This window comes from Kitasatospora sp. GAS204B (assembly GCF_029892155.1).
GTDB lineage: Bacteria > Actinomycetota > Actinomycetes > Streptomycetales > Streptomycetaceae > Kitasatospora.
Genome location: NZ_JARZAG010000012.1, coordinates 56,385 through 79,646, shown reverse-complemented (window position 1 = coordinate 79,646; position 23,262 = coordinate 56,385). Strand labels below are relative to the sequence as shown.

17 protein-coding genes and 2 pseudogenes are annotated in these 23,262 nt (G+C 67.6%); 10 read left to right on the top strand and 9 right to left on the bottom strand.

All coding sequences use genetic code 11. The features are described from left to right. Positions 1–35: 35 nt before the first annotated feature. The gene (locus P3T41_RS18270) at positions 36–1,691 is read right to left on the bottom strand and encodes an alkaline phosphatase family protein (RefSeq protein ID WP_280690949.1); all 1,656 of its coding nucleotides are present in this window, start codon (positions 1,689–1,691) and stop codon (positions 36–38) included. 152 nt (positions 1,692–1,843) lie between these two features. Beyond that, positions 1,844–2,536 (bottom strand): TetR/AcrR family transcriptional regulator, encoded by a 693-nt coding sequence (locus P3T41_RS18265; RefSeq protein ID WP_280690948.1) that lies wholly within the window; start codon positions 2,534–2,536, stop codon positions 1,844–1,846. A gap of 252 nt (positions 2,537–2,788) precedes the next feature. On the opposite strand from P3T41_RS18265, the gene P3T41_RS18260 reads away from it, so the two are divergent. After that, positions 2,789–3,433 carry a hypothetical protein gene (locus P3T41_RS18260; protein WP_280690947.1) on the top strand — a complete coding sequence of 215 codons (645 nt, stop codon included), beginning with the start codon at positions 2,789–2,791 and terminating at the stop codon, positions 3,431–3,433. Here P3T41_RS18260 and P3T41_RS18255 read toward each other — a convergent pair whose 3' ends face one another. From P3T41_RS18255 to P3T41_RS18245, 3 genes are all read right to left on the bottom strand, one after another. Next, positions 3,434–4,375, bottom strand: coding sequence for an N-acetylmuramic acid 6-phosphate etherase (locus P3T41_RS18255; protein WP_280690946.1), 942 nt, complete (start codon positions 4,373–4,375; stop codon positions 3,434–3,436). It abuts the gene before it with no gap. Between the two features lie 91 nt (positions 4,376–4,466). Next, a complete protein-coding gene (locus P3T41_RS18250) occupies positions 4,467–5,423 on the bottom strand; it encodes a hypothetical protein (protein ID WP_280690945.1) in 957 nt (318 codons plus the stop codon). Next, positions 5,420–6,007, bottom strand: a complete 588-nt coding sequence (locus tag P3T41_RS18245; protein WP_280690944.1) for a SigE family RNA polymerase sigma factor — start codon at positions 6,005–6,007, stop codon at positions 5,420–5,422. Before P3T41_RS18245 ends, P3T41_RS18250 begins: the two co-directional genes overlap by 4 nt. 138 nt (positions 6,008–6,145) lie before the next feature. Here P3T41_RS18245 and P3T41_RS18240 point away from each other — a divergent pair, with 138 nt between their 5' ends. From P3T41_RS18240 to P3T41_RS18230, 3 genes and pseudogenes are all read left to right on the top strand, one after another. Further along, complete coding sequence (locus P3T41_RS18240; RefSeq protein WP_280690943.1) at positions 6,146–7,039, top strand: phytanoyl-CoA dioxygenase family protein; 894 nt, start codon at positions 6,146–6,148, stop codon at positions 7,037–7,039. A 61-nt stretch (positions 7,040–7,100) separates the two neighbouring features. Beyond that, a pseudogene (locus tag P3T41_RS18235) lies at positions 7,101–8,405 on the top strand (bifunctional GNAT family N-acetyltransferase/ATP-binding protein); the annotation flags it as partial. Between the two features lie 421 nt (positions 8,406–8,826). Next, positions 8,827–9,198, top strand: a complete 372-nt coding sequence (locus P3T41_RS18230) for a hypothetical protein (RefSeq protein ID WP_280690942.1) — start codon at positions 8,827–8,829, stop codon at positions 9,196–9,198. 42 nt (positions 9,199–9,240) lie between these two features. Here P3T41_RS18230 and fxsT read toward each other — a convergent pair whose 3' ends face one another. Further along, a complete protein-coding gene (fxsT, locus tag P3T41_RS18225) occupies positions 9,241–11,925 on the bottom strand; it encodes an FxSxx-COOH system tetratricopeptide repeat protein (RefSeq protein ID WP_280690940.1) in 2,685 nt (894 codons plus the stop codon). Beyond that, positions 11,922–12,338 carry a hypothetical protein gene (locus P3T41_RS18220; RefSeq protein ID WP_280690938.1) on the bottom strand — a complete coding sequence of 139 codons (417 nt, stop codon included), beginning with the start codon at positions 12,336–12,338 and terminating at the stop codon, positions 11,922–11,924. The genes fxsT and P3T41_RS18220 overlap by 4 nt, the downstream gene beginning before the upstream one ends. 553 nt (positions 12,339–12,891) lie before the next feature. Here P3T41_RS18220 and P3T41_RS18215 point away from each other — a divergent pair. The 6 genes and pseudogenes from P3T41_RS18215 to P3T41_RS18190 all read left to right on the top strand — a co-directional run. Next, positions 12,892–13,095 (top strand): annotated as a pseudogene (locus P3T41_RS18215) (LacI family transcriptional regulator); the annotation flags it as partial. 1,213 nt (positions 13,096–14,308) lie between these two features. Beyond that, positions 14,309–15,784, top strand: a complete 1,476-nt coding sequence (locus P3T41_RS18210) for an RNA-directed DNA polymerase (protein WP_280690937.1) — start codon at positions 14,309–14,311, stop codon at positions 15,782–15,784. A gap of 7 nt (positions 15,785–15,791) precedes the next feature. Then, positions 15,792–16,307, top strand: a complete 516-nt coding sequence (locus P3T41_RS18205; protein ID WP_280690936.1) for a hypothetical protein — start codon at positions 15,792–15,794, stop codon at positions 16,305–16,307. A gap of 340 nt (positions 16,308–16,647) precedes the next feature. Then, a complete protein-coding gene (locus P3T41_RS18200) occupies positions 16,648–19,158 on the top strand; it encodes a glycoside hydrolase family 3 C-terminal domain-containing protein (RefSeq protein WP_280690935.1) in 2,511 nt (836 codons plus the stop codon). 247 nt (positions 19,159–19,405) lie between these two features. Further along, positions 19,406–19,954 (top strand): hypothetical protein, encoded by a 549-nt coding sequence (locus P3T41_RS18195; protein WP_280690934.1) that lies wholly within the window; start codon positions 19,406–19,408, stop codon positions 19,952–19,954. 310 nt (positions 19,955–20,264) lie between these two features. Then, entirely contained in the window at positions 20,265–20,711 is a 447-nt protein-coding gene (locus P3T41_RS18190; protein WP_280690933.1) for a hypothetical protein, read from the top strand. 681 nt (positions 20,712–21,392) lie between these two features. Here the strand turns inward: P3T41_RS18190 and P3T41_RS18185 are convergent. Together P3T41_RS18185 and P3T41_RS18180 are read right to left on the bottom strand one after the other, a co-directional pair. Continuing rightward, on the bottom strand, positions 21,393–21,962 hold the full coding sequence (locus P3T41_RS18185) for a hypothetical protein (RefSeq protein WP_280690932.1): 570 nt from the start codon (positions 21,960–21,962) through the stop codon (positions 21,393–21,395). A gap of 282 nt (positions 21,963–22,244) precedes the next feature. Next, on the bottom strand, positions 22,245–22,997 hold the full coding sequence (locus tag P3T41_RS18180; RefSeq protein ID WP_280690930.1) for a GntR family transcriptional regulator: 753 nt from the start codon (positions 22,995–22,997) through the stop codon (positions 22,245–22,247). Positions 22,998–23,262: the final 265 nt, after the last annotated feature.

The following is a 23,262-nucleotide window of genomic DNA, read 5'->3' as shown; positions in this document are numbered from 1 at the left end:
GCGGCCCGCGGCGGGGCCGCCCACCTGGTGGACGGTCAGCGGACCGGCAGCACCTTGGTGTTCTCCTCGCGCACGGCCTGCAGCGCCTGCGGGTTCAGGCCCAGCAGCTTGAGGATGGTCGGGGCGATCTGCTTGGTCTGCACCGGGGCCGCGTCACGCACGTGGTCCGGGGTGCCGGCGCCGGAGACCACCAGCGGCACGTCCAGGTCGTCGGCGTGCGCGCCGCCGTGCTCGGCCACCTTGCCGTGGCCGCCGGTGTAGACCACGCCGTACTGGCCGATCCCGAAGATGTCCGGCACCCGGGCGTCGCCCGGCTCGACGCCGAAGTACCGGGCTGCCGCGGCGCCCGCGTAGACCTTGCTCAGACCGCTCGCGGTGAAGGCCTTCGACGTGCCGTTGATGTCGTTGCCGGTGCCGTTCTGGGCGAGCAGGTAGTTCTTGGCGAACTCGGTGGCCGCGGCCGAGCGGTCGTTCAGCCAGAGCAGCATGCCGTCGTCGTCCACGGCGTGGGCCACCAGGTCGCCGGCGGTCGGGTGCAGCTTCTTCCAGGCGGCGTTCAGCCCGTCCAGCAGCGGGCCGTCGTCGATCCGGGTCAGTGCGCTCGGGTCGGTGGGCGACTGGCCGTGCTTGGCGGAGAGCACGATGGTGGTGGAGTCGGCCAGGTGCTGCTTGCGCAGCTCGGCGGTGAGCGCGCCGATCTGGGCGTCGACGTAGGCCAGGTTCTTCGCCAGCAGCGGGCTGGGCACGTTCTTGGCGGTGTAGCCACCCGTCAGACCCTCGGACGTGGGCAGCTTCTGGGCGGTGGAGACCGACTGGAAGTTCAGGCCGAAGATCGCCGGGGTGCCGGTCCTGGTGGTGCGGCTGTGGTCGTAGCCGTCGATCTCGTTGAGCACGGCCTGAACCTTGTAGCCGTCGTACTGCTCGGTGGCCTGGTTGTCGGTGGTCCAGTCGCCGCCGGCCGGGTAGCCGGGGGCGTCGCTGTTGATCTCGGGCGTGAACAGGTCCTGGATCCCGGTGCCGGACGGGCCGTTGAGGATGTCGTAGGCCGCGTGCTTGTCCGACCAGGCGGTGCGCAGGCCGGCCTGGCTCGCCACCTCGAAGATGGTGTTCACCTGGAGGTAGGAGTGCGGGTAGACCGGCTTGCAGGTGGCCGGGTCGACCGGCAGCTTGCTCGGGTCGATCAGGGTCTGCGGCTGCCCGGTCATCGACAGGATGGAGCCCGGCAGGCCGGCCAGGCCCTGGCCGGCGTCGATCGAGGCCTTGTTCCTGTCCAGGTCCTCGGTCAGGTCCACCTCGACACCGGGCTTGACGCCCTTGCAGTCGGTGGTGCCGGCCGGCAGCAGCTTGGCGTTGTAGGTGTCGTCGTAGTAGACGCCGGTGGTGCCGGGGCCGCCGCCGGTGGCCTGGGCGACCATGCCGGGGAAGGAGTCGGAGGGGGTCGTCGTCTGCGCGTTCGTGTACTCCACGCCGCCGCCGACCAGGCGGGCCAGCGCCGACTGCGGGTGCTGCGCGACGTACCAGCTCAGGTCGGACTGGTGCAGCCCGTCGACGGAGATCAGCAGGACGTGCTTGGCGGCACCGTGCTGCCGTGCGGCGGCCGGGGCGGCGGCCAGCGCCGGGGCGACGGTGCCCAGGGCGAGTGCGCCGGTGGTGCTGAGGACTGCGGCGAGGCGGATGGAGCGTCGGTTCACGGCTTCTCCTGGTACTCACAGTGCGGGCGGCAAGGGCTCGCGCTATGACTATGGGTCGGCCGTGTACCAGGGGCGGCCGGCGACTGAACGCCTGGCGAAGCCTGCCTGGGCCTTCGGCGGAGGCCTGGGCGTGTTTCGTAATTCGCGTCGGATCAGCGCGCGGCGGGCAGCGCGATGCCGTCCAGCAGCAGCCGCAGGATGCCCTGCAGCTCCCCGGTCAGCGCCTCGGGCCCGGTGGGGTCGGGCCCGTCCGCCCAGCGGTGGAGCGCGCCGAGGTAGAGGTCGTGCAGCAGGTCGCCGACCTGTTCGGGCGCCGGCCCCGGGCGTAACTCGCCCTGTGCGATACCCGCTCCGACGATCCGCGCGAAGGTCTGAGCGACGTACGGCTGCCGCAGGATCGGGCGCCCCGCCTTGCCCGAGGCCCGCAGCATGGCCACGGTGAGCTCCCGCTGCGCCGAGTCGAGCCCGCCGAGCACGGCTATGCAGCGGGTCAGCTGCGCGAGCGGGCTGCTGCTGTCGCGCCGGCCCTCGGCCAGCAGCAGCATCAGGTGGTGGCCCCGCTGCTCGCTCCAGGCGGTGATCAGATCCTCTTTGCGCTGGAAGTAGTTGAAGAAAGTGCCGCGGGCGACATCGGCGCGCTCGACGATGTCCTCGATCGAGGTGTGCTCGTAGCCCTTGGCCACGAAGAGGTCGACGGCGGCGGTGTACAGGCGTTCGCGGACCCGCTGCTTGTTGCGTTCGCGGCGGCCCAGGCTGGGGGCGGCGGGCGGGCGCGGGTCCATGGTGTCTCCGTTCGGCTCGACCCGGTCGGCTGGGGCGGTGGCCTGCACCGACGCGGTTTTCATACCACGGTCTGAATATCAGACCCGGTTCCCCGCGACGCCGAGCCACCGAGCAGTCGAATGAATTAACAGACATAACGTCAAGTCACCTGTCTGACCTGCGTGGTAGACGTGTTTGACCAGAAAAGCTTTGACTGCGGACCAAGTTAGGACTTGCGTTCATCGATTGGCTGCCATCTATGATTGACGTGCGGTCAGATCGCCTTGCAGACAAGGAAGCTGGGCGCCCGAGTGAGGAGAGTCGAGGTGTGCGCCGTGGTGCCAGTGATGGAGCCGGCCGAGCCGCCGCCGCTGAGACCGTGGTCCTATCCCGAGGTGACGCGGCTGCTGCTCACCTTCGACGGCTCGGCCAACCGGCTGCTGGCGAGCCTGGTCGGCAGCCCCGTGCGCGCGGTGGTGGACGGCCAGCAGCCCCTCGTGCCGGCGGTCATCCCGTCGGCGGTGCGCGAGGCGCTCGCGGGTGAGGGCGGGGCTGTCCCGCTGCTGCTGCGTCGTTGCCGGCTGGTCACGCCCCAGGGAGTCACGGTCAGCAGCAGTCGGATCTACCTGCCCGCCCGGCAGGCGGAGTCGCTGCTCCCGTCGCCCGGGGTGCCGCTGCTTCACCATCTCGCCCAGCAGCAGCTCGCGTTGAGCTGTCGCCCGGTCTCCTTCGCGCCCCGGCGCTGGTCCTACGGCGCCGGGCGGCAGTGGAGCGTGGGGCGGGACTACCTGGTCGACTGCCGCGGTGGCACGCGGATCTGGGTCAGCGAGCAGTTCAGCCCCGACTGCATCCCGCCCGCCGCCGCGCCGGGCCTCGGCACGGCGCCCGACCTGACGGCGCCCGACCGGACACCGCCCGACCTGACGGCACCCGACCGGACACCGCCTGCGGGCGAACGCCCTGATCAACCCGCCCCCTGATCAGCCCGCCTCGACGCCTTCGACGGTGGCCCGGCCCAGCTCCCGCACCGCCGCCCACGGCCGGCCGTGGTTGCGCTCCAGCGCCGCCCTGGCCCGCTCCGGGGTGCTGCCGCCGACCAGCGCCACCAGCGCCGTCGGCGTCTGCCCGCCGCAGGCGTCGAGCGCCTCCTCGGCCTGGTGTCGCGATACCTGACAGGCCGTCATCAGGTTCCGGACGGCTCGCTCGCGCAGCTTGGTGTTGGCGGCCGAGGCGGTGATCATCAGGTTGGACCAGGTGCGCCCGCTGCGTACCATCAGCGCGGTCGAGAAGGCGTTGAGGGCGAGTTTCTGGGCGGTTCCCGCCTTCATCCGGGTGGAGCCGGTGACCACCTCGGGTCCGGTGTCCAGCAGGACGTGCAGGTCCGCGAAGGCGGCCGCCGGAGCGTGCGGATTGCCGGACAGCAGCGCGGTCGTCGCCCCCACCGCGCGCGCCGCCCGTAGCGCGGCGGTCACGTACGGGGTGCCGCCGCCGGCGGTGATGCCGATCGCCAGGTCGCGCTCGTCCGCGGGCTGCCGCTCCGCCGGGTCGGGCGGCTCGTCCTCGGCGCCCTCCCGGGCGACGGCGGCCGTTCGGTGGCCGCCCGCCAGGTGCGCGACGAAGTGCTCCTCGCCCACCCCGTAGGTCGGCCCCAGCTCCACGGCGTCGCCGAGCGCGAGCCGTCCGCCCGTCCCGGCGCCGAAGTAGTGCACCCGGCCGCCCGCGCGCAGCGTCCGCAGCCCCGCCTCGACCAGCTCGGCCAGCTGCGGCAGCGCGGCCCGCACCGCGCCCGGCACGGTGGCGTCCTGATCGTTGATCAGCTCCAGGATCGCGGTGGTGTCCATCCGATCCAGCTCCAGGCTGGCCGGATTGCGGTGCTCGGTGGGCGGGAGCAGGGCTGACGGGTCGTCGAAGTCCAGGGACACGAGGGCTCCCTCGGGTGAGCGGCAGCGGCCGTCAGCAGTCTGCCACCCGGGGCGCTCCCAGGGCGCCGGACGGGGCGCGGCAGGTCGGGAGTCACTCGCCGGTGAGCAGGCTGACCGTCCCAATGGCCGTGGGCACCCCGCTGCTCTGCTGCACCAGCGGGTGGTCGACGCCGTCGCCCGGAGCGTCGCAGCGCAGCGACGTCCGGTTGTCGCCGGGCAGCGTGATCCTGGTCCGCCAGATGCCCGGGCGGCTCTGCGTCCAGAGGACTTCGGCGATGCCCGGGGTGTGGTCGAGACTGAGGACCCGGGCACCGCCGCCGCAGGGCGGCGCCAGCAGGATCAGGGCGACGTTGTCGGTGGGGACGCCCACGGCGAGCGCGATGGGTGCGGTGGGCGTGCTCGGCGCGGGCCAGTCGGCCAGCAGCAGCAGTGACTGATCGGTCAGGCCCTGCTCGGCGTTCCGATCGCTGTGCAGCAGCAGGATCCGGCGCCGCCCGTCCGGCTCCCGGCCGGCCACCAGCAGCAGGAACCCGCTGGGTGTCGGCTCCTGGTCGAGCAGCCGCACCTCGTCGTGCGGGCCGCTGTCCTTGCTGTCCCAGAACGCCTGCAGTGCCGCCGAGCTGTCCGGGGCGGTCGCTGTGCCGCTCGCCGCGTTGCCCGCCGGGCCGCTGGCCTGGTCGGAACTCGTGCCGGCTGCCGTGCCGCCGGTCGGGCGGGCTGTCGAGTCGGCCGCCCACCAGGGCGTGTCGGACGCTGCCGTCGCGGTCGGCCGCGCGCCGGGCGGACCGGTCACCGACGGTCCGTCGGCGGCGGGGACGATCACCCGGCTGTCGCGGCTCGGCAGCGAGAGGCCGAGCGAGGCGGCCAGCACCACGGCCGCGCCGGCCGCGACCGCCGCTGCCACGGTGGCCCGGCGCCGGCGCCGGTGCAGCGCGATCCGCTGCCGCACCCGGTACTGGAAGTCCGGCGGCGGCAGTTCGATGGAATCCGCGATGGCGGCCAGTTCCGTCTGCAGCCGTGCCTCGAAGCGCTCGGTCGAGGAGTTCATCGGGCCGCTGCCTGGATCGCGCGCCGCGGGGCCTCGGTGGCCTGCGGGGCGGGTGGTTGCCGGTCCATCGCGGCCCGCAGTTGGGCGAGCCCGCGGGAGCTCAGCCGCTTGATGTTGCCCACCGAGCAGCCGAGGGTCTGCGCCGTCTCCTGCTCGGTCAGTCCCACGTAGTGCCGCAGCACCACGGCGGACCGGGTGCGCGGGGCGAGTTCGGCCAGCGCACGGCGCAGCAGGTCGCGGTCGTCCACGGCGCCGGCCGGCTCGCGCTGGCCGGTCTCCGGCAGGTGCAGGGTGAGGATCTCCTGGAGTCGGCGCCGGCGCACCGTGCTGATGTGCGTGTTGACGATCGCGGCTCGCACGTAGGCCTCCTCTCTGCCCTGGGAGGTGGCCTGGTCCCAGCGCCGGTAGCAGTTGGCGAGCGTGGTCTGCAGCAGGTCCTCCGCCAGGCCCCGGTCGTTCGTCAGCAGGTGGCACAGGCGCAGCAGGGAGGGCGAGCGGGCCAGCACGAACTCCTCGAATCTGGTCTCCCGCTCGCTGCGCCGCACGAAGGTCCCCCGCTTGTCCCGCGCGGAGCCGTTCGCCACCGCACCATCCAACAACGCGTTGTGCGGCGAGCCGGTTGTATCCGGGGGCTGTGGCGGTGGTCACACCGATCGAGGTCAACCGGGCGGACCGGGGCCGCGTTCTCTAGGACGCAATCAGCCGGTACAGGGGGAGAGTTCATGACCAAGAGCGCCACGGCGACGCTGCGTCCGATGACCGGGGAGCAGCGCGCGCGGTTCGAGCGGGACGGCTACCTGGTGATCCGGGGCGCCCTCGACGAGCACGAAGTCGCCCGGTACGCGGACGCGTTGGACCGGCTGCACGCCGAGGAGCGCGCGGCCGGCCGGGTCGGCCCCGGCGGCTCGATGCACCGGCTCTGCGCGGTGGCCGGACTGCCGCAGGCGGTGCACCTGATCGACCATCCGCGGACCTTCCCGCTGGTCTGGTCGGTGCTCGGCTGGAACGTGCACGTCTACCACTCGCACCTGGACGTGCACCCGCCGATCCGGGTCCCCAAGCCCTACCGCTTCGAGTGGCACCAGGACGGCGGCCGGCAGAACCGCGAGCTGGAGACGGAACCGCGCCCGCGCCTGTCGGTCAAGGTCGCCTTCTGGCTCTCCGACGTCTCCGAGCCGGGCCGCGGCAACTTCAAGGTGGTCCCCGGCAGCCACCTGGCCAATCGGATCGACGGGCCGCCGCGCCGTGACGTCCCGTGGCCCGAGCCGGTCGGCGCCGTCGAGGTCACCGTCGCCGCCGGTGACGCCGTCTTCTTCGACCGTCGGCTCTGGCACACCAGGACCGACAACCACTCGGAGCTGACCCGCAAGGGCATCTTCTTCGCCTACGCGCACCGCTGGCAGCACAGCCGCGACGAGAACACCGAGCTGCTCGCCACCCGGGCGGCCGCCGGTTTCACCCCGGTGCAGCGCCAGCTGCTCGCCGCCCCGCTGGCCGGCCCGGGCCAGTCTCCGGGCGACCACCAGTGGGGCCACCACCCGGACACCACCCCGCTGCACGGCTACCTGGCCTCGCGCGGCCTGCTCGACCCGCACTACCCGCCGCTGCAGCCCTGACCGGCGCCGATGCGGGCCCCGGCCTTCCGGCGGCGGCCCGCCGCTCCCGCGCCGAGAATGGAGGTCCGGACGGGGCGAGGTGAACACGATGCCGGTATGGCACCTGCGGGACTATCGCGAAGCCGACCTCGACCAGGCGATCCAGATCTGGGACCAGAGCCGCCAGGCCGACGGCGAGGTCCCGATCTTCCCGGTCTCCGAGGTGATGGCCGCCGCCGCAGCCGACCAGGCGAGCGTGGTCGCCGCGGTCGGCGACGAGGTGATCGGCATGGTGGTCGCCCAGCCGCGCGGCGACCGCGCCTGGGTGCTGCTGGTGGCCCTCGCCTCGCAGTGGCGCAACCGTGGAGTCGGCAGCGCGCTGCTCGCCGAGGTCGAGCGGCGCCTGCGAGCGGTCGGCGTGCGCCGGATCAGCGTGCTGCTGCCCGAAGGCGCCACCGGGACGAAGGCCCTGGAGAACTCCGGCTACCTGGTCCGCAACGGCCTGGCCTACTACGAGCGGATCGAGCCCCCGGGCGCGGCCGACGCCGACGCGCTCGCGGTGCTGGGCGGCCGGATGCTGCCGGGCGGGCTCTGGGAGGCCATGGCCGGCATGGAGAGTGAGAAGCAGGTCGTCGAACGCCGGGTGGTGCTCCCGCTGGTGGAGCCGGCGGTGGCCGAGCGCTACGGGGTCGCCCCGCCCAAGGCGGTGATCCTCTTCGGCCCGCCCGGCACCGGCAAGACCAGCTTCGCCAAGGCGGTGGCCTCCCGGCTCAGTTGGCCATTCGTGGAGCTCTTCCCGTCCCGCCTGGCGGCGGCCACCGACGGCGGACTGGCCGTCGCCCTGCGGGACGCGTTCGCCGACCTCGCCGGGCTGGACGCGGTGTTGCTCTTCATCGACGAGGTGGAGGAGATCGCCGGGATCCGCTCCGGCAAGGCGGTCGACCCCGGACACGGGGTCACCAACGAGCTGCTCAAGATCATCCCGGGCTTCCGCGAGCACGAGGCCCGTCTACTGGTCTGCGCCACCAACTCGATCCGCTCGCTGGACCCGGCCTTCCTGCGACCGGGCCGCTTCGACTACGTGATCCCGATCGGCCCACCCAACCCGGCCGCCCGCGCGGCCATCTGGGCCCGCTACCTGGGCCCCGCCGCCTCGGTGGACGTGGACCACCTGGTGCGGGCCAGCGAGCTCTTCACCCCCGCCGACATCGAGTTCGCCGCCCGAAAAGGCGCCCAGGCAGCCTTCGAACGCGAACTCACCCACCACCAGGGAACCCCCGCCACCACCGACGACTACCTCACCGCCATCGCCGACACCCGGCCCACCCTCACCCCGCAGGCCATCGCGGAGTTCAACGACGACATCGAGGCGTACAGCCGCTTCTGAGGCGGGGGGCGGGGGGCGAACTCCGGTGCTGGCCGAGCCCTGGCCGGGGGCGCCGGCCAGGTCGCCCCGGTCACCCGTGGTCGGTCTCGCTGCGGTGCTGATGGGGCGTCAGTAGCAGGCGCTCGGGAGTGGGATTCCGTGATCCACTCCCCAACTCACTCCCGAGTGACCCTCAGAGGAGTCGGGAAACCAGTCAGGGCCGGTACTCCTTGCGGAGTACCGGCCCTGACTGGTGTTACTGGGTCGGGGTGGCGGGATTTGAACCCACGGCCTCTTCGTCCCGAATTACGGGCAGGGCGGTCGCCGAGGTCATTTGGGCTGTTCAGAAGTGGTGTCAGGTGCACTGAAGGCCACTACCGGACGGCCCGGTTGCTGTACTTTGCTGCTGTACTTCCGGAGCGCGAACCAGGAGTGGGGCGCGATGGACGAACGCATTCTCGCGATGATGGCAGCCGTGAGGTCGGGCGAGGCCGACAGGCTGGTGCATGCCGTGCACGGCATGGTGGATGCCAACCCCGAGGTCTCGGGACGTGAGGTTCTCCTCCAGCTCGAAGCGCTGGCCCAGAAGTCTCAGGAGTGGGCGAACAAGACAGTCGTGGCGAGCGAACCCGATCGGGATACGTGCGCCAAGTGTGGGCAGCCCATCGAGACCGACTCCCGGGACCGGGAGCGCTGGGACCACAGTTCCGATCGGAGCCGAGGCTGTCGAGCGGCAGATTTCACCGCCGAGGACGGCTGGAACGACGAGATCCCGCGCTCATGGGTGGCCAGTCCGCGGAAGCGTCGTTCCTGACCTTTGTTCCTCTGCCTGACGGCACGGCGAGATGGCGAGTCCTCAGAACGGCTGCGACTCCAGGTCCCGGTTGATCCGATTCCAACCGCGCGCGGAGACGGTGTTGGGGTGCTCCTCGCCCAGCTGTCGGATGAACTCGGTGAGCGCCCGAGCCCGCAGTTCGGCGGCCTGGGCGGTGCGGCCAAGCGCCCGTAGGGTGACCGCCAGGTTGGACTGGCAGCTGACCGCGTCCGGGTGGTGGCCATTGAAGCGCTCCGTGAGGCCGCGGTGGGCAGCCAGCTCCAGTTGCTCGGCCCTCGTGTACTCGCCGAGGTCGGCGTACGCGTTGGCTAGGTTGATCTTGGCGTTCAGGTCGTACGGGTGGTCGGGGCCCAGCACGCGCTGCAACGTACCCACCGTCCGCCGGCCGAGCTCGACCGCCTCCTCCACCTCGCCGCTGCCGCGCAGGTAGATCACCAGGTTGTTGGCGCAGGCCAGGGTGAACGGGTGCTCGAAGCCGAACAGCTGCTGGTGGCCGACGTGGACCTGGCGGGCCAGGTCGCGGGCGGCGTTCTTGTCGCCGCCCGCGCTGTAGTCGGCGGCCAGGTCGAGCGCGCAGGCCAGGGTGTCGGGGGCGTTTTCGCCGTAGCGCTCCCGGTAGCGCTCGTAGGTCTCCGTGATGATCCGGCGGGCCTCGGTCTGCCGGCCGGCCTTGCGCAGCGAGACGGCCAGTGACGTGGCGTTGCGCAGGATCTCCGGCGCGTTGATGTCGAGCACCTCGGCGAGGGCCTCCACCACCTCCTGGTGGATCGTCACCGAGGCCTCGTAGTCGCCCGCCGCGCGCAGGTCGCGGGCCAGGTTGGACTTGCTGGAGAGGGTGTACGGGTGCTTCGGGCCGAGCACCAGGGCGCGCCGGTCCAGGGTGTCCTGGTCCAGCTCCTGGGCGGCCAGGGCGTCGCCCGTCAGCCGGTAGTCGATGGCCAGGTTGTTGGCGCAGGACAGGGTCCGCGGGTTGTCCTCGCCGAGTTGCTCGCGGAGCCGCTGCAGCGTTTCCCGGTCCAGCGCCAGCGCTTGGTGGAAGTCGCCGACCGTGCGCAGGTCGGCGGCCAGCGAGCTGGCCGTCCTCAGGGTGTACGGGTGATGCTCGCCGAGCACCCGCTTCTGTCGCTCGAGGGTGTCCTGGTCCAGCTGTTGCGCTAGGGCGTACTGGCCCTGCGTGCGCATCACGTTGGCGAGCTGGAAGCGCAGTAGCAGGATCTGGGGGTCGTCATCGCCGAGCTTGGCGGTCCAGGCCTCCTCCAGTAGGTCGCCGGTGTGGCGGGCCTGCTGGAACTCCCCGCGCCTCCACAGGTAGCGGACCCGGTCGATCATCAGCTCGCGGGTGTCCGGCTCGTCGCAGTTGTGTGCCCGGGAAGGTGACAGGTGCGGCCAGATCTCCTCGAAGGCGGGCCAGTTGGCCGGGTCGTCGGCGTCGCCGGTGACCGGTCGGGCGCCGATCAGGATCCGGTGCACTTCGTGCGCCGCGGTGCTCTTCTCGTCCTCGCTCATGCCGCTGCGGACCACGGCCTGCACCAGGCGGTGCACCTGGACACTGTCGTTTGCCGTGTCGACCCTGGCGAGCCCGTATCGGCTGACCGCACGCAGGACCTTGCCGAGCATGAAGCCCTCGGCCAGTTCCCGGTCGTACGGCTCCAGGGCCAGCCGCATCGACTCGGAGTAGAAGAAGTGCCTGAGCGAGATCGGCTCGGGCCCGAAGAAGGCTAGCAGTTCCAACAGCCGGACGGCAGCTGGTGACTGCTCGCGCAGCCTGGCGATCGAGACGTTCCAGGTCTGACCGACCGGGGCCGGGTAGTCCAGCGGGGGCTCGCCGGCGGCGAGGGCCCTGGGGGCAGCGGCCTTCAGTTGGGTGAGATAGGTGTCCACAGGGATCCCGGTGGTCGCCAGCCAGGCGGCGGCGACCTCGACGGCCAGCGGCAGGTCGCCGACCTCGCGGGCAACCCGGGCCGCGTCCTCCTCGGACAGGCCGGGGACCCGGTTGCATAAATGCTCGATGCTCTCCGATCGGTCGAACACGTCTACCGGCAGCACCTGAGCCAGCCCGGACCAGTTCGGGTTTCGGGAAGTAATCAGGGTGTGTCCGGGGCCGTCGATGAAGAAGCGGCGAACATCGGCGGGGGCATCGGCATTGTCGAAGATCAGCAGCCATCGGGTGGTTGGCACGCCCCGGCGCAGTGCATCCTGGGCTGCTTCCGCCGCCTTCTCGACGTCACCGCCGACGGGGAGGAGTATCCGCTCAGCCAGTTGGGCGAGGGCAGACGTGATCAGCTCGGTCTGTTCGGCATCGATCCACCAGATCAGGTCGTAATACGCCCTGTAGCGGTTCGCATACTCTGCGGCCAGTTGTGTTTTGCCGACCCCGCCAAGCCCCTGCAGGGTCTGGGGCGCCGCGGCCACCAGGGCCGTGGTGCCCTCGGCCAGCGTCGTGTGCAGTTCGGTCAGGACATCGTCGCGGCCGGTGAACGACGGATTCTTCTGGGGTGCGTTTGAGTACTTCGGGCCGATGCCGGCGGATGGTCCTCGCAGCTCGGGGCCGCTGTCGGCGGGCGTCGGTGTGCCTCCGGTAACGGTCTCGGCCGGCGTCAGGACCAAGTCGCCGTTCACGACCATGTCGATGTGCTGCGCAGCCAGTCCGCGGTGGCCCTTGGAATTGATCCAATACTTGGCGGACGGCTCGTCGGGCAGCGTCACCGCTGAATCGTGGTGTTGTCACCGTTGATGACGGTGCCGATGTGCTGGGCGGCGATACCCCGTTCACCCGAGGCGGTGATCACGACCTGCGGGGTGGGCGGCAACATCGCGGCCACGTCCTCGCGGAGCCGGTCATCCTCACGCAGGGCGCGCTCGATCTGCCGCCGCAGGTCTGCGGCGGCCTCGGGGTTCTCCGGCTCGGCAGCGGCCTCCGCCACGGAAACGGTCAGGGCTGCCTGGTCCGAGCGTTGCCTCCGCTGCCACACGGTCTGAAGGATGCGCTGCCCGAGATTCGCCGTCGCGTCCACGGCAGCATCCTGCGCCCGTGTGAGCACAGCGGCCCCGTACGCGGTGACCGCAGCACTGACATAGGGCCCAGCCTGTTCAACCAACTGCACCAACTCGGCTGACATTCAGTCCCCTCCGGGGTCATGACTCTGCCTCTCAGCGAAATCTAACCCAACGCCGCCAAGGCGGCCAGAGTGCAAGGTCGTTGGGCTACGCTCGGGGCCCCAACGGGCGGCTTGGGAGGCCGTCCGGGGCGCGGACCGAGGAACTGCGTGCGCTGACCTGGAACCATCCGTTCCTCAATGCCTGCCGGACGCCGACCCGCCGGCGCCCCTCGCGCTGTCGCCCCGGTGCGTGGAGGCGCTGTGGGAGCACTGGGTGGACCAGGGCCGGGACCAGCTGGCAGTGGGGGACAAGTGGGAGGAGAACGACCTGGTCTGCCATTCGGACATCGGCAAGGAGCTGGACCCCTCCCACGTCCGCTGGGCCCTCCGGACGGCGATCGGCAGGGCCGAAGGCTGTACAGCAGCGCCTGCTCGGTCATGAGGTCAGGCTCTTGCGGCGGGCGCGCAAGGAGTACGTGGTTCGGCCTTGCCCGGAGCTGCGGCCCCAGCCTCCGGATGTGGCGATGTCCCAGCCACGCTGCTCACGCATCTGGCTGGCGAAGGTCCTGCGAGGACCCCGAAGGTGCTGGCCGATGAGCGGATCGGTCATCTCGACGGGTCGGTTCAGGCGCGGTACTCGCATGTGACGCAGGAGATGCGCGAGGAACTGATGGACGGCCTGACGCGGATCTGGGGGGCCGCTCTCGAAGCTCGCCGGCGGATGTCTCCCCGCTCACCCGTGGCCGTCCTCGACGCCCTACTGACGGGCCGCCAGTAGTAGGCCGCCGGGAGCGGGATTTGCATGATCCACTCCCGAGGCCACTCCCCGGGAGGCTTGAAAACCAGTCAGGGCCGGTGTCCCGCAAGGGACACCGGCCCTGACTGGTGTTACTGGGTCGGGGTGGCGGGATTTGAACCCACGGCCTCTTCGTCCCGAAGCAACTCGGACACTCACCCGACGTGAGGAAGGGGCGCCGATGACCTGCACAGACGGTGCGTGAGTGTCCGTGGTTGTGCGCGGGGGTACGGGGCCGTTGTAGCGCAGTTAGACACTCAACCCCGCATGGCTGCGAGACGCCCTGGCTGCTACTCGTCTGCTGGTGGGGTCCAGTCCATCCCGATCTTCTCCAACGACGTTAGGATCCACTCTCGGCCAGCTGGCCCGGCAACCTTCCAGGTCCAATCCATGGGTCGCCGGTTCTGCCGGTCTCGCCAGTGCCACCACCGACGTGCTCGGAAAGGATCAACCGGCATGTTGTGGCACAGGTCAGCCAACCACGCGATGCACGCAACGAAGTCGTCGTCGGGCCACGTGCTCAACGGCTTGCGCCGTCGCGCCATGGTTCGGATCTCGACCATCGCCCAACCATGCAGGTACGTGCCCGCTGTCCAGCCATCGACCCTGCGCTTGCGGTCCATGCTGTTCTGCCCCTGACTCTGTGATCGCTGCGGAACGGTACCGCCCCCTGTCGGGTTCGAACCGACGACCCCTGCTTTACAAGGATTGGCGCGGGGCACCCAGGCTGACCTTGGCCCTTCCGCCGATGGGCCTTCGCCTGGCTCTGGCCTCTTGATGGCTCTGACTGTCAGTCACATACCGTCCGATCCGGCACGGCTGTGGCACGCACCCCCCTGCCGCCCGCGCCTTCCTGGCCGCGAAGTCTGCCGGCAGCCAGGCCGCCATGGTGCCGTACCTCGCAGCTGTGTAGTCACACGCGTTGGTGGCTCGAACGCTGCTTATAAGCATGACTTTGCAGCACTCAAGATATTGCGCTTGCTGTCAATATGGCCTCCGATGCGAACAGCCGGCGCCACAAATCGGATAAATGATGCAAACCCATCAAATCCTCCAGGTATCGACATGAACCCACGAGATTGGCTCGGGCCGCTAGCCAGCAGCTGACTCATGCATGTAATCTCTGTTGGCTAAATGAAGATTTGCAGGTCTGCGCACCCAGCTTGGGTTCGCCTGACTAGCAAGAGGCCGAGCGATGAACGTTCCACGGGTCCTGGACTCTACATGGCGGCACCATTATCGGGGCCGCTATAACGAGGAGCTTCCGGACGTAATAGGCCTTGATGATCTGCGCCTATTCTGGCCTACGCTGTACAACTCACTCCTTTCTGACCTCCGGGCCGGAAATACTAGGATCGACAACATTGAAATAGTCGATCTCCCCAAGGATAAGATTTCCGTTCGCCCTCTAGTGCGCTTTTCCACGAGGGATCGGATTCTGTACGAGGTGCTCGTTTTTAGGCTGGCCAGGGCCGTGGACTCGCAAATCTTCGATTCCGTCTACAGCTACCGGTGGAGCCGAGGAAGCTTTTCATTCAAGAGTCCGATCGACATGTGGCTCCGGATGCAGCGATCAGCAGCGCGCCATCTCTCAAGAAATCCTGGTCACTATGTGGCCCGCACCGACGTTACATCCTTCTACGACAGCATCCACCTAGAAACATTGATGGATGATCTCGAGGCAGCTTCGGGGGAAAATGGCTGGGTCCGCATGCTCAGCAACTATCTAGACTCATTTCAATCTTTCCATAGCGCATGGGGAATTCCCCAGGGATCGGACGCTTCGGGCATACTTGCGAATCTCTACCTGCTGCCAGTCGACGAGCTACTTCGAAGGCGGGGCATTAAAAGTTTCCGATACTCTGACGACATGTATCTGTTTGGGCCGGACTTCTGGGTTCTCCGCGACGCCATCCTTCAGATAAACGATGTCCTTCGGTCGCGCCGACTGACCATGGCCTCACAAAAGACCATAATTATGGAGCCGGCCGAGGCTAAGGACTTCTTTGAAGATGCAGAGAAAGATGCCATCCAGTATGGAATCCGGGTCGGGAGCCCCGGCACGCCAGCCACGGTCCGAAGCTACTTCGACAAGGTCGTCGGCCAAGAAGAGATATCCGCGCGGGATCTTCGGTTCGCAATAAACAGGCTGAAGCGATTAGGAGATGACTACGCCCTCTCCTGGACCCTGGAGAACTCTCCCTCATTCCCTCATCTCGCGAGGGATTTCTTTCCCTACATAGCGAAGTTCACCGATACGAGAGGAAATGAAGTAAGGCGGAGTCTTGCATCGATGGCGCGAAGCGGGGCCATACGGCCATATCCTTATCTGCAATTCCAGGTAATCCGGATGGCCCTCAAGCATGGCATACGCGACCCCAGCATCCTTGACGCCGCATGGGAGATTCTAGAGGACAAAAATAGGGGAAGCCTGCCGAGAGAGTTTGCCGTGCGCTACATCGCTAGATCGGGAAGCCTTTCTAGTGGAATGCTCATGAAGCACAGGTTCGAAAACGAGCCGACAGAGTCCATGCGAAGAGCTCTAATGGTCGGCATGTACGAGTCTGGATACTTCCCGAAGAGGATATTCAGGCACCTATCCAGCGAAAGCGGTGCTCTCGGAGTTACTGCCGCCTACCTACAAAGCGAACCTGATATACCGATCGTGTGAGGCGAAAATGTCAAGCTCTGGTCAAATAAGCGCTCCCATCGACGCACTTAAAAGACTTGAAATCGATGCCCTATATAGCGCCCAGGCATATTTTGAGGCAGCAAAATCGGCAGACTTCTGGGGAAGGTTCATCGTCTTCTTTCCGGCGATCATTTCGGCCGCATCAGGGATCGCTACTGCAATTTTTTCCATCAAGTTCGGAGGTGCCCTCTCTGCGACCTCCGGAGCAGTTGCTGCAACAGCGTCGTTTATCGGTTCAGGTAAGCTTGCTGCTTCCTACCGAGAGTCGGCTCGGCAGTATACGGCGCTGAGGCATAATGCGCGGCTAGAGGCTTCAATCGGACTCTCCAGAGCAGCAGAAGAGCTGGAACAAGTAGTTCGATCGTTGAATAAAGTGCGAGAATCCATCGTCGCCAAGGACGAACCGGTGCCCAACAGGCTCTTCCGGCGCGCCTCGCGGCGAATTGGTGCCGGTATCACCTCCTATGAGCAGGCAGTCGCTGAGACTCCTCCTGTGCAGTAGCGGGCGCAGTGGGTGGCGGAGTCTCACTGAAAACGCGCAGCGCTGTGCGCGGCGCCTGAAGCTGCAGTAAAGGTCTTTATGCAATCACCCGCGGGCGCCGGCGCAGTCTGCAAGGTAGCGCAGTACCGGTGCAGTTGATTGGCCTGCAACCAGCAGAAATGGCGTGCAATGAGATTGGCTGACGGGGTGTCTCCTCCGCGAATCGGCATAAGGAATGCGCGCTGACCTGGTCTGGCGTCGTCGCTTCGCCGTCTCCGGTGTCGTGTTCTGACCTGGAGGGTTCGCCAGATTAGTGTGCAGGGGCCAGCGAGTCATCTCCCTTCCGTGAGCCGGAGGCGTCATGCGCAGGATCGTCACCGCACCGTGGCTCGCGCGAATGGCGGTGGCCTTGAGCACTCTGTCCGGTTCGCTGCCGGCTGCCTATGTCGTGGCTCCACCCGCTGCGGCGGTCTCGACCGCCTGCCCGTGGGTGGGATCGAGCGCGCCGATCCCTCAGCGCGTCAACGAGGTGATCTCGCGGATGACGCTGAATCAGAAGGTCCAGCTGATGACCGGGGCCGGCGGCTCCAGCTACGTCGGCTTTACGCCGGGGATCGGTTCGTTGTGCATCCCGGCGTTGAGCCTGGAGGACGGTCCGGCCGGCGTGAGCGACTGGATGACGGGGGTCACCCAGTTCCCGGCGCCCGTCAGCGTCGCCGCGACCTGGGACACCACAGCGGAGCAGACCTACGGCCAGGCCATCGGTGAGGAGCAGGCCGCCAAGGGCACGACTGTGGACCTCGGACCGACGATCAACATCGTGCGGGACCCGCGCTGGGGCCGCGCGTTCGAGTCGGTCGGTGAGGACCCGTACCTCAACGGGCAGATGAGCGCAGCTGACATCCGCGGTGTGCAGTCCACCGGGGTGATGGCACAGGTCAAGCACTTCGCTGTGTACAACCAGGAGACGAACCGCAACACGCCCGCCGACGACGCGATCGTCGGCGACCAGGCGCTGCGGGAGATTTACCTACCCGCCTTCCAGACCGCCGTGCAGCAGGGCGCCCCCTCCTCGGTGATGTGCTCCTACAGCCAGATCAATGGGACCTTCGCCTGCGAGAACCCGCTGATCCTGAACTCAGTCCTGCGCCGGCAGTTCGGCTTCACCGGCTTCGTCACCTCCGACTGGCGCGCCACACACTCCACCGTGCCGTCAGTGAACGCGGGCTTGGACCAGGACATGCCGGGTGACAACACCTACTTCGGCAGCGCGCTGCGGCAGGCCGTCACCTCCGGTCAGGTGAGTCAGTCCATGATCGACACGTCCGTCTCACGCATCCTCACCGAGATGTTCGCCTTCGGGCTGTTCGACAAGCCGGCGACAGGATCCGCGACCCAGGTCGCGACCAGTGCCTCGCACCAGGCGACGGCAGAGCGCCTGGCCGAAGAGGGCACGGTACTGCTGAAGAACTCGGACAACGTCCTGCCGCTCGGCGCCTCGGACACGTCCATCGCCGTCATCGGCTCGGATGCCTCGACCAGCGCACAGACCGGCGGTGGCGGGACCGCGGGCGTGAACTCCAGCGGCACAGTCACGCCGCTGCAGGGGATCACCAGTGCCGCGCCCAGCGGTGCGACCGTGAGTTACGACGACGGCTCCTCGCCGAGCTCGGCCGCTGCGCTCGCCGCCAGGTCCAGCGTCGCGGTGGTGTTCGCCAGCACCTGGGAGAGCGAAGGAAGCGACCTGACGAGCATCGATCTGCCCAGCGAGGACAACGCGCTGATCTCTTCGGTGGCCGCGGCGAACCCGGACACGATCGTGGTGCTCAACACCGGCTCCGCGGTCACCCTGCCCTGGCTCTCCTCGGTCAAGGGCGTGCTTGAGGCCTGGTACCCAGGGCAGCAGGACGGCACCGCCATCGCGAACGTTCTGTTCGGCGCCACCAACCCCTCCGGCCACCTGCCGGTGACCTTCCCGACCTCGCTCTCCCAGCTCCCGGCGAGCACGAACGCGCGATGGCCCGGCGTTGACGGGCAGGCTCAGTACTCGGAGGGCGTCGATGTCGGCTACCGCTGGTACGACAGCAAGGGCCTGACGCCCCAGTACCCATTCGGCTACGGCCTTTCCTACACCACGTTCTCCTTCAGCAACCTGCAGATCAGCCGCTTGCCGCGGGGTGGCGAGGCCACGGTGAGCGCGACCGTGACCAATACGGGCACCCGGGCCGGAGCGGAGGTCGCCCAGCTGTATGTCATCGACCCGGCTGCTTCCGGGCAGCCGCCGCGGCAGCTTGAGGGCTTCGTCCGGGTGAACCTGCAGCCTGGCCAGAGCGAGACTGTCACCTTCCCGCTCACCGAGCGAAGCCTTCGTTACTGGGACGTGGACACGAACAACTGGGCTACCAGTACTGGCGATTACGGCATTGCTGTCGGCGACGCCGACTCTTCCGCAGGGCTCAAGCTCACTGGCACGCTCAGCATCTGCGCTGACCAACTCGGGCAGCTCATGACGATCACCGCCCCTGGCCCGCAGGAGGGTTCGGCCGGCACTCCGGTCTCATTGCAGGTCGCCGCAAGCGACTCGACGACCGGACAGAGAGTGGCGTACAGCGCCACCGATCTGCCTGCCGGTCTGTCTCTCTCGTTCTCGGGCCTGATCACCGGCATTCCGACCACGGCCGGGACCAACACGGTGACTGTAACCGCGAAGGACCCGAACGGCGCCCAGGCCGAGACGTCGTTCACCTGGACTGTCGAACCGTCCACTGACGGCCTCGCCGCGACGGCGCTCGTTGGCGGTTCTGATCAACATTTCGGGATGGCTGAGCGTGACCATTGGTCAGTTCGATCTCTGAACAAGCGCGTTGAGTGATCACATACTTGAGGTGCTGCTGCCGCATCTGCTGGCTGTTGCTGTCGAAGACATCCAGGGCCAGTCTCAGGCCCGTTGACCAGCGGGAATAGAGAAGTCCGGCTGGAATATTAGTCCGCCACGCCTGGCAAGGGCGGCCACTTCCAGAGGAAGAAACCGAATACATCTGACATATTTCATACAACATGTCATTTCTGGCAAAGTTTGGTCATTTCGAGTTTATTTGCACGGTATCCATGCGCAAGTCTTGACCGCCTCGATTCCCCCTGAAAGAATTGACGAGGTCGCGGCTGTCAAGTATTCACTCTCAGTGGCGGTCGCGGGTGGAGCTAGCCGGGAGGTCATTTTGGGCACTGCTCGCAAGTTTCGACGGTCGATGGCGAGTGCGCTGACGTTCGGAGTGGCGGCGACTGCGCTGCTGGTCGGGACGACCCCAGCTTCTGCTGCCGGTAATACGGGCACTTGGTGCAACCAGAGCAAGGTTACGAACGACGTCTACCTGTCGACGTGCGTTCATGTGCTTGCGTCGTATTGGGCTTCACCTGACGTAAACATCGTGAACTATGGGCATCATCGGATCGCGGTTACGCTCTGGTATAACAGCGGTGGCTACATGTTTAATATTGCCACCTGTCAGGGCTATCCGACAAACAGCACTTTCAATACGCCTTGTCATGGCGATGCAGGATATGGGAGCAGTGCCTTCCCGAATGGCTATGCGCAAGGTCAGAGCTTCATCGTGATCGACGGGCAGAAGTACGGGACGTTCTACTCGCCTAGCCGGCCGGTCTGGTAGTCAAAGCGCGAGTGCAACGGACAGCGCCCTGGCCTCGATCTTTCGTGACGGTCCGTTGGTCATCCGGCGGGCCGTTTCGGCCGGCTTCCTAATAGGTTTTCCATGTGCCCCACCCACGCCGCAGCCTCGATACACTCACCGTCCCCAGGCCACTGACCAGGGCACATGGAGAACTCTCACTGGAGCACTAGGCTGCTGATCTCTTTTCAGTTTCCCATGCAGGTGGCTACAGTGGCGCCGGGGGGCGTGATCGAGTTGGCCCATCCGTATGTTGACGTACAACCTTGGACCCACGGAGGGACTCAGAGCTATGCAGAACCGATCGAAAGTCCGCGTCGCCGTAGTCGCGGCGGCCGCGCTGGCCGCGCCGCTGGCGCTTGCCTCGGCAGCGCACGCGTCCACCGGTGGCGGGTGCCGCGCCTGGTACTCGTACAGCGGCTTGAATGTGTCCACCAGGCCGTGCATCAGTTCCAGCGGCGCCACGGTCAACGGCAGCGGCTACCTCAGCGGTAGCGGACTGGTGCGTTCGGTCGACTTGCAGCTCGTCCACAACGGGCAGATCGTTGCGGAGATCTCCTCCTTTTGCGACCCGTCCCAGACGCAGTGGGCGATACCCGCAGGGCAGTGCACCGCTTTGGACAACATCTCGTTCGGACAGCAGGCAACCGGAAACACCTACTACGTCGACATGTCCTTCACCCCTGACGGCCTCAACTGGTATGGGCCGACGGAGTCGCCGGCGCTGAACCTGTCCTGACCCGCCCGGCCCGCATGACGAGGCTGCTGAAGTAGCCGTGTGCAGGCCCCGGTTCGGTCACGTCGCCGGGCCGGAGCCTGCGCAGCAGGTTCTGCCGGTCAGCTGGCCGCCCAGCGGCCGGTCGGGTTGAACCAGCCCTCGACCGGGCTCCATACCAGACAGCGCTCACCCATCATCGCGGGCGTTTTACCCTCGGCCTTTAGCTCGCCGAGCAGCTGCGGTAGTCAGAGACCTGACGGTTCTTCAGCCGGAAGTCGCCGTTGACGCGAGCTGTCCAGACCCGGCTGCAGCCCGGGTCGGCCATCGAAGACCGCTCTCTGGCGAGACCGCCGGAGACCTCGGCATGGGGTGTTGGTCCAGGTCCATCCAGCACTCGCCGAAGCCGACCCGGCCGTCCGCGTACTCGATCCGGATGTCTGGCATGCTGTGCGAGCTCCCGTCGTCCTGGAGGATGACGTGCTCACCGGTCAGCTGGGCCATCACCCGGCCGGCCGTGTACTCGAAGTCCCAGCCCATGTGGTCGGCTGCCTTCTTGGCGCGCTGCTCGGCTGTGCGCCGGTCGTCAGGGTAGCCCCGCTGCCACTCGCCGATGAGGGAGACTCTGCCGCCCGCAGCAGGGAGTTCCCACTGGGTTTCCCTGGGCGGTGCTGAGGTGTCTCGCTCGACGTGGTGGGCGGCGAATCAGCCATTCTTGCCCGTCGCGCCACCTCTCTGGGGAGGCAGTAGAAGGTCTCGCTCCGGGTGGCTCTCACCGCTGACGTTGCCCTGGACGCCGAGGTCCTGGCGCGCGGCGTCGTGGAACTCGTTGATGCTGCGGAAGACGGCGCGGTTACGTGAGCGCCACTCGTCCAGGGTGCCGTGGACCTTGCCGCCGGCCTGCCAGTCGACTTCGAGGGCTGCCGCGTTGAGCTGGTGCGCTGCCTCAACGACCTCATCGCCACCGAGCAGCATGATGCGCTCGAATGCGCGCCCGCGCTGCCAGCTGGCCTCCGCCAGCTCCACGCTCAGCTCGTGTTCGCCCTTGGGGCTCGCATGGATGCCCTCCTTGTGCTCGTAGAGCTGCACGGCAAGGAAGATGCACGATCTGATCTTGTCGATGTAGCCCTCGTAGGCGTCGAGCTTCTTCTCGTCCCATCGCGTCAGTAGCTCGTGCTGCTTCCGAGTCCGCTCCATCGCGTGGTTGGTGAGGTGCGTGGTCATCGCACCGACCAGGACAGCTGCGATCGTCACTAACTGTTCGGCGGCCGCCAACTCATCCCCCAGGACATGAAGTTCTCTTGATGTCTTGAGATTCTAGGGGGCAGAGAGGTTCATGGCCCTGTCAACGAGTGTTTTGGCAGGCTGAGTTAGGCCGCACGTCCGGCAGCCGGCGGGTGGCAGGCTGAAACACGGGGGTGGTCCCGATCCCTGGCCTGCTGGCACGCTGACGTTCTGTGACGCTGTGACAGTTGTGACTCCCGCGCCCCGTGTTCCAGCCGCTTGAAGCGGTGGACCGGGTGACTCGTCTGGTCCACAGCCGCATCCGGGAGCTTCTCAGCGCCCGACCGGTACCTCGTAGACCAACTCGCACAGGCCTGCGGGAATGATCAGGTCCGCAGTCTCGACCGCGAGGTCGTCGCTGAAGTAGGTGCGTCGGATGTGCGTGACGAGAGCGCCGCGTTGCACCCCGAGGAGTGTGGCTTCCTCGTCGGTCGCGTGCCGGGGCTCCGGCTGCTCAGTGAGGTGGCTGACCGTGATGCCGATCTCGGCCATGCGGTTGACCACACCGCGGCCGGCGTGCGGGCCGCCCTCGGGGAGTACGACCAGCGTGCCCCCGGTGATGCGGTAGGGCTCCCAACTGGTCGACAGCTGGACCGGTTTGCCGTCGGCGAAGAACTCGTAGGCCGTGCGCACGCACAGGTCGCCTACTGCGATGCCGAGGCGGGCCGCGATGTCGGCAGGCGCTGGCACCTTGGCGTCGGTGCGGCTCTCCCACGTTCCCCGCCGGCCGAGGCTCGTCATGTCGGCTTGGAAGGGGGAGCCGTCGCGGTCTTCGCGCGCCCGAGAGCGGACGAGTCGCAGTCGCTCTCGCGGTTCGGCGACGAAGGTGCCCGAGCCCGCTCGGCCTTCGAGAGCACCCTGAAGGATCAGGAGTTCCTGAGCGCGCCGGATGACGTTGTCACCGACACCGAACTCCTGAGCGAGCAGCGCGCGCGACGGCAGGCGATCGCCCGGCGACCACTCCCCGCTGGCGATGCGCTCCTGCAGGGCATCCACGATCCGCAGGTACGGAGGTTGCTCACGCATATGGAAAATCTAGTCCACTAGGTCTAGTCTAGTTAACTAGCTTCGCTCTTAGTAGTCGAGGGGCTGCGGAGGGGTGTCCTGTGTCCTCGTGCCATCAAGCACGTGTCGATGACATCGCTGCTGGTCTTTCGGCCCTTGGCCTCGACGCGCACGTGCATGACCACGGCAGTCACGTCTGCTTAGAAACGGAGGTGCCGGACTCGACAACGGCCGAGTCGTGGGGAGCCCTGCTGGCTCTGCTGGAGACAGCCGACCAGTTCGGGCT

What these genes read in the sequence shown, in the direction of transcription:
- P3T41_RS18190 (WP_280690933.1), top strand. Translation starts at nt 20,265, where the DNA reads ATGCAGAACCGATCGAAAGTCCGCGTCGCCGTAGTCGCGGCGGCCGCG.
- P3T41_RS18265 (WP_280690948.1), bottom strand. Translation starts at nt 2,536, where the DNA reads ATGAAAACCGCGTCGGTGCAGGCCACCGCCCCAGCCGACCGGGTCGAG.
- P3T41_RS18205 (WP_280690936.1), top strand. Translation starts at nt 15,792, where the DNA reads ATGTCAAGCTCTGGTCAAATAAGCGCTCCCATCGACGCACTTAAAAGA.
- P3T41_RS18220 (WP_280690938.1), bottom strand. Translation starts at nt 12,338, where the DNA reads ATGTCAGCCGAGTTGGTGCAGTTGGTTGAACAGGCTGGGCCCTATGTC.
- P3T41_RS18240 (WP_280690943.1), top strand. Translation starts at nt 6,146, where the DNA reads ATGACCAAGAGCGCCACGGCGACGCTGCGTCCGATGACCGGGGAGCAG.
- P3T41_RS18180 (WP_280690930.1), bottom strand. Translation starts at nt 22,997, where the DNA reads ATGCGTGAGCAACCTCCGTACCTGCGGATCGTGGATGCCCTGCAGGAG.
- P3T41_RS18200 (WP_280690935.1), top strand. Translation starts at nt 16,648, where the DNA reads ATGCGCAGGATCGTCACCGCACCGTGGCTCGCGCGAATGGCGGTGGCC.
- P3T41_RS18210 (WP_280690937.1), top strand. Translation starts at nt 14,309, where the DNA reads ATGAACGTTCCACGGGTCCTGGACTCTACATGGCGGCACCATTATCGG.
- P3T41_RS18230 (WP_280690942.1), top strand. Translation starts at nt 8,827, where the DNA reads ATGGACGAACGCATTCTCGCGATGATGGCAGCCGTGAGGTCGGGCGAG.
- P3T41_RS18250 (WP_280690945.1), bottom strand. Translation starts at nt 5,423, where the DNA reads ATGAACTCCTCGACCGAGCGCTTCGAGGCACGGCTGCAGACGGAACTG.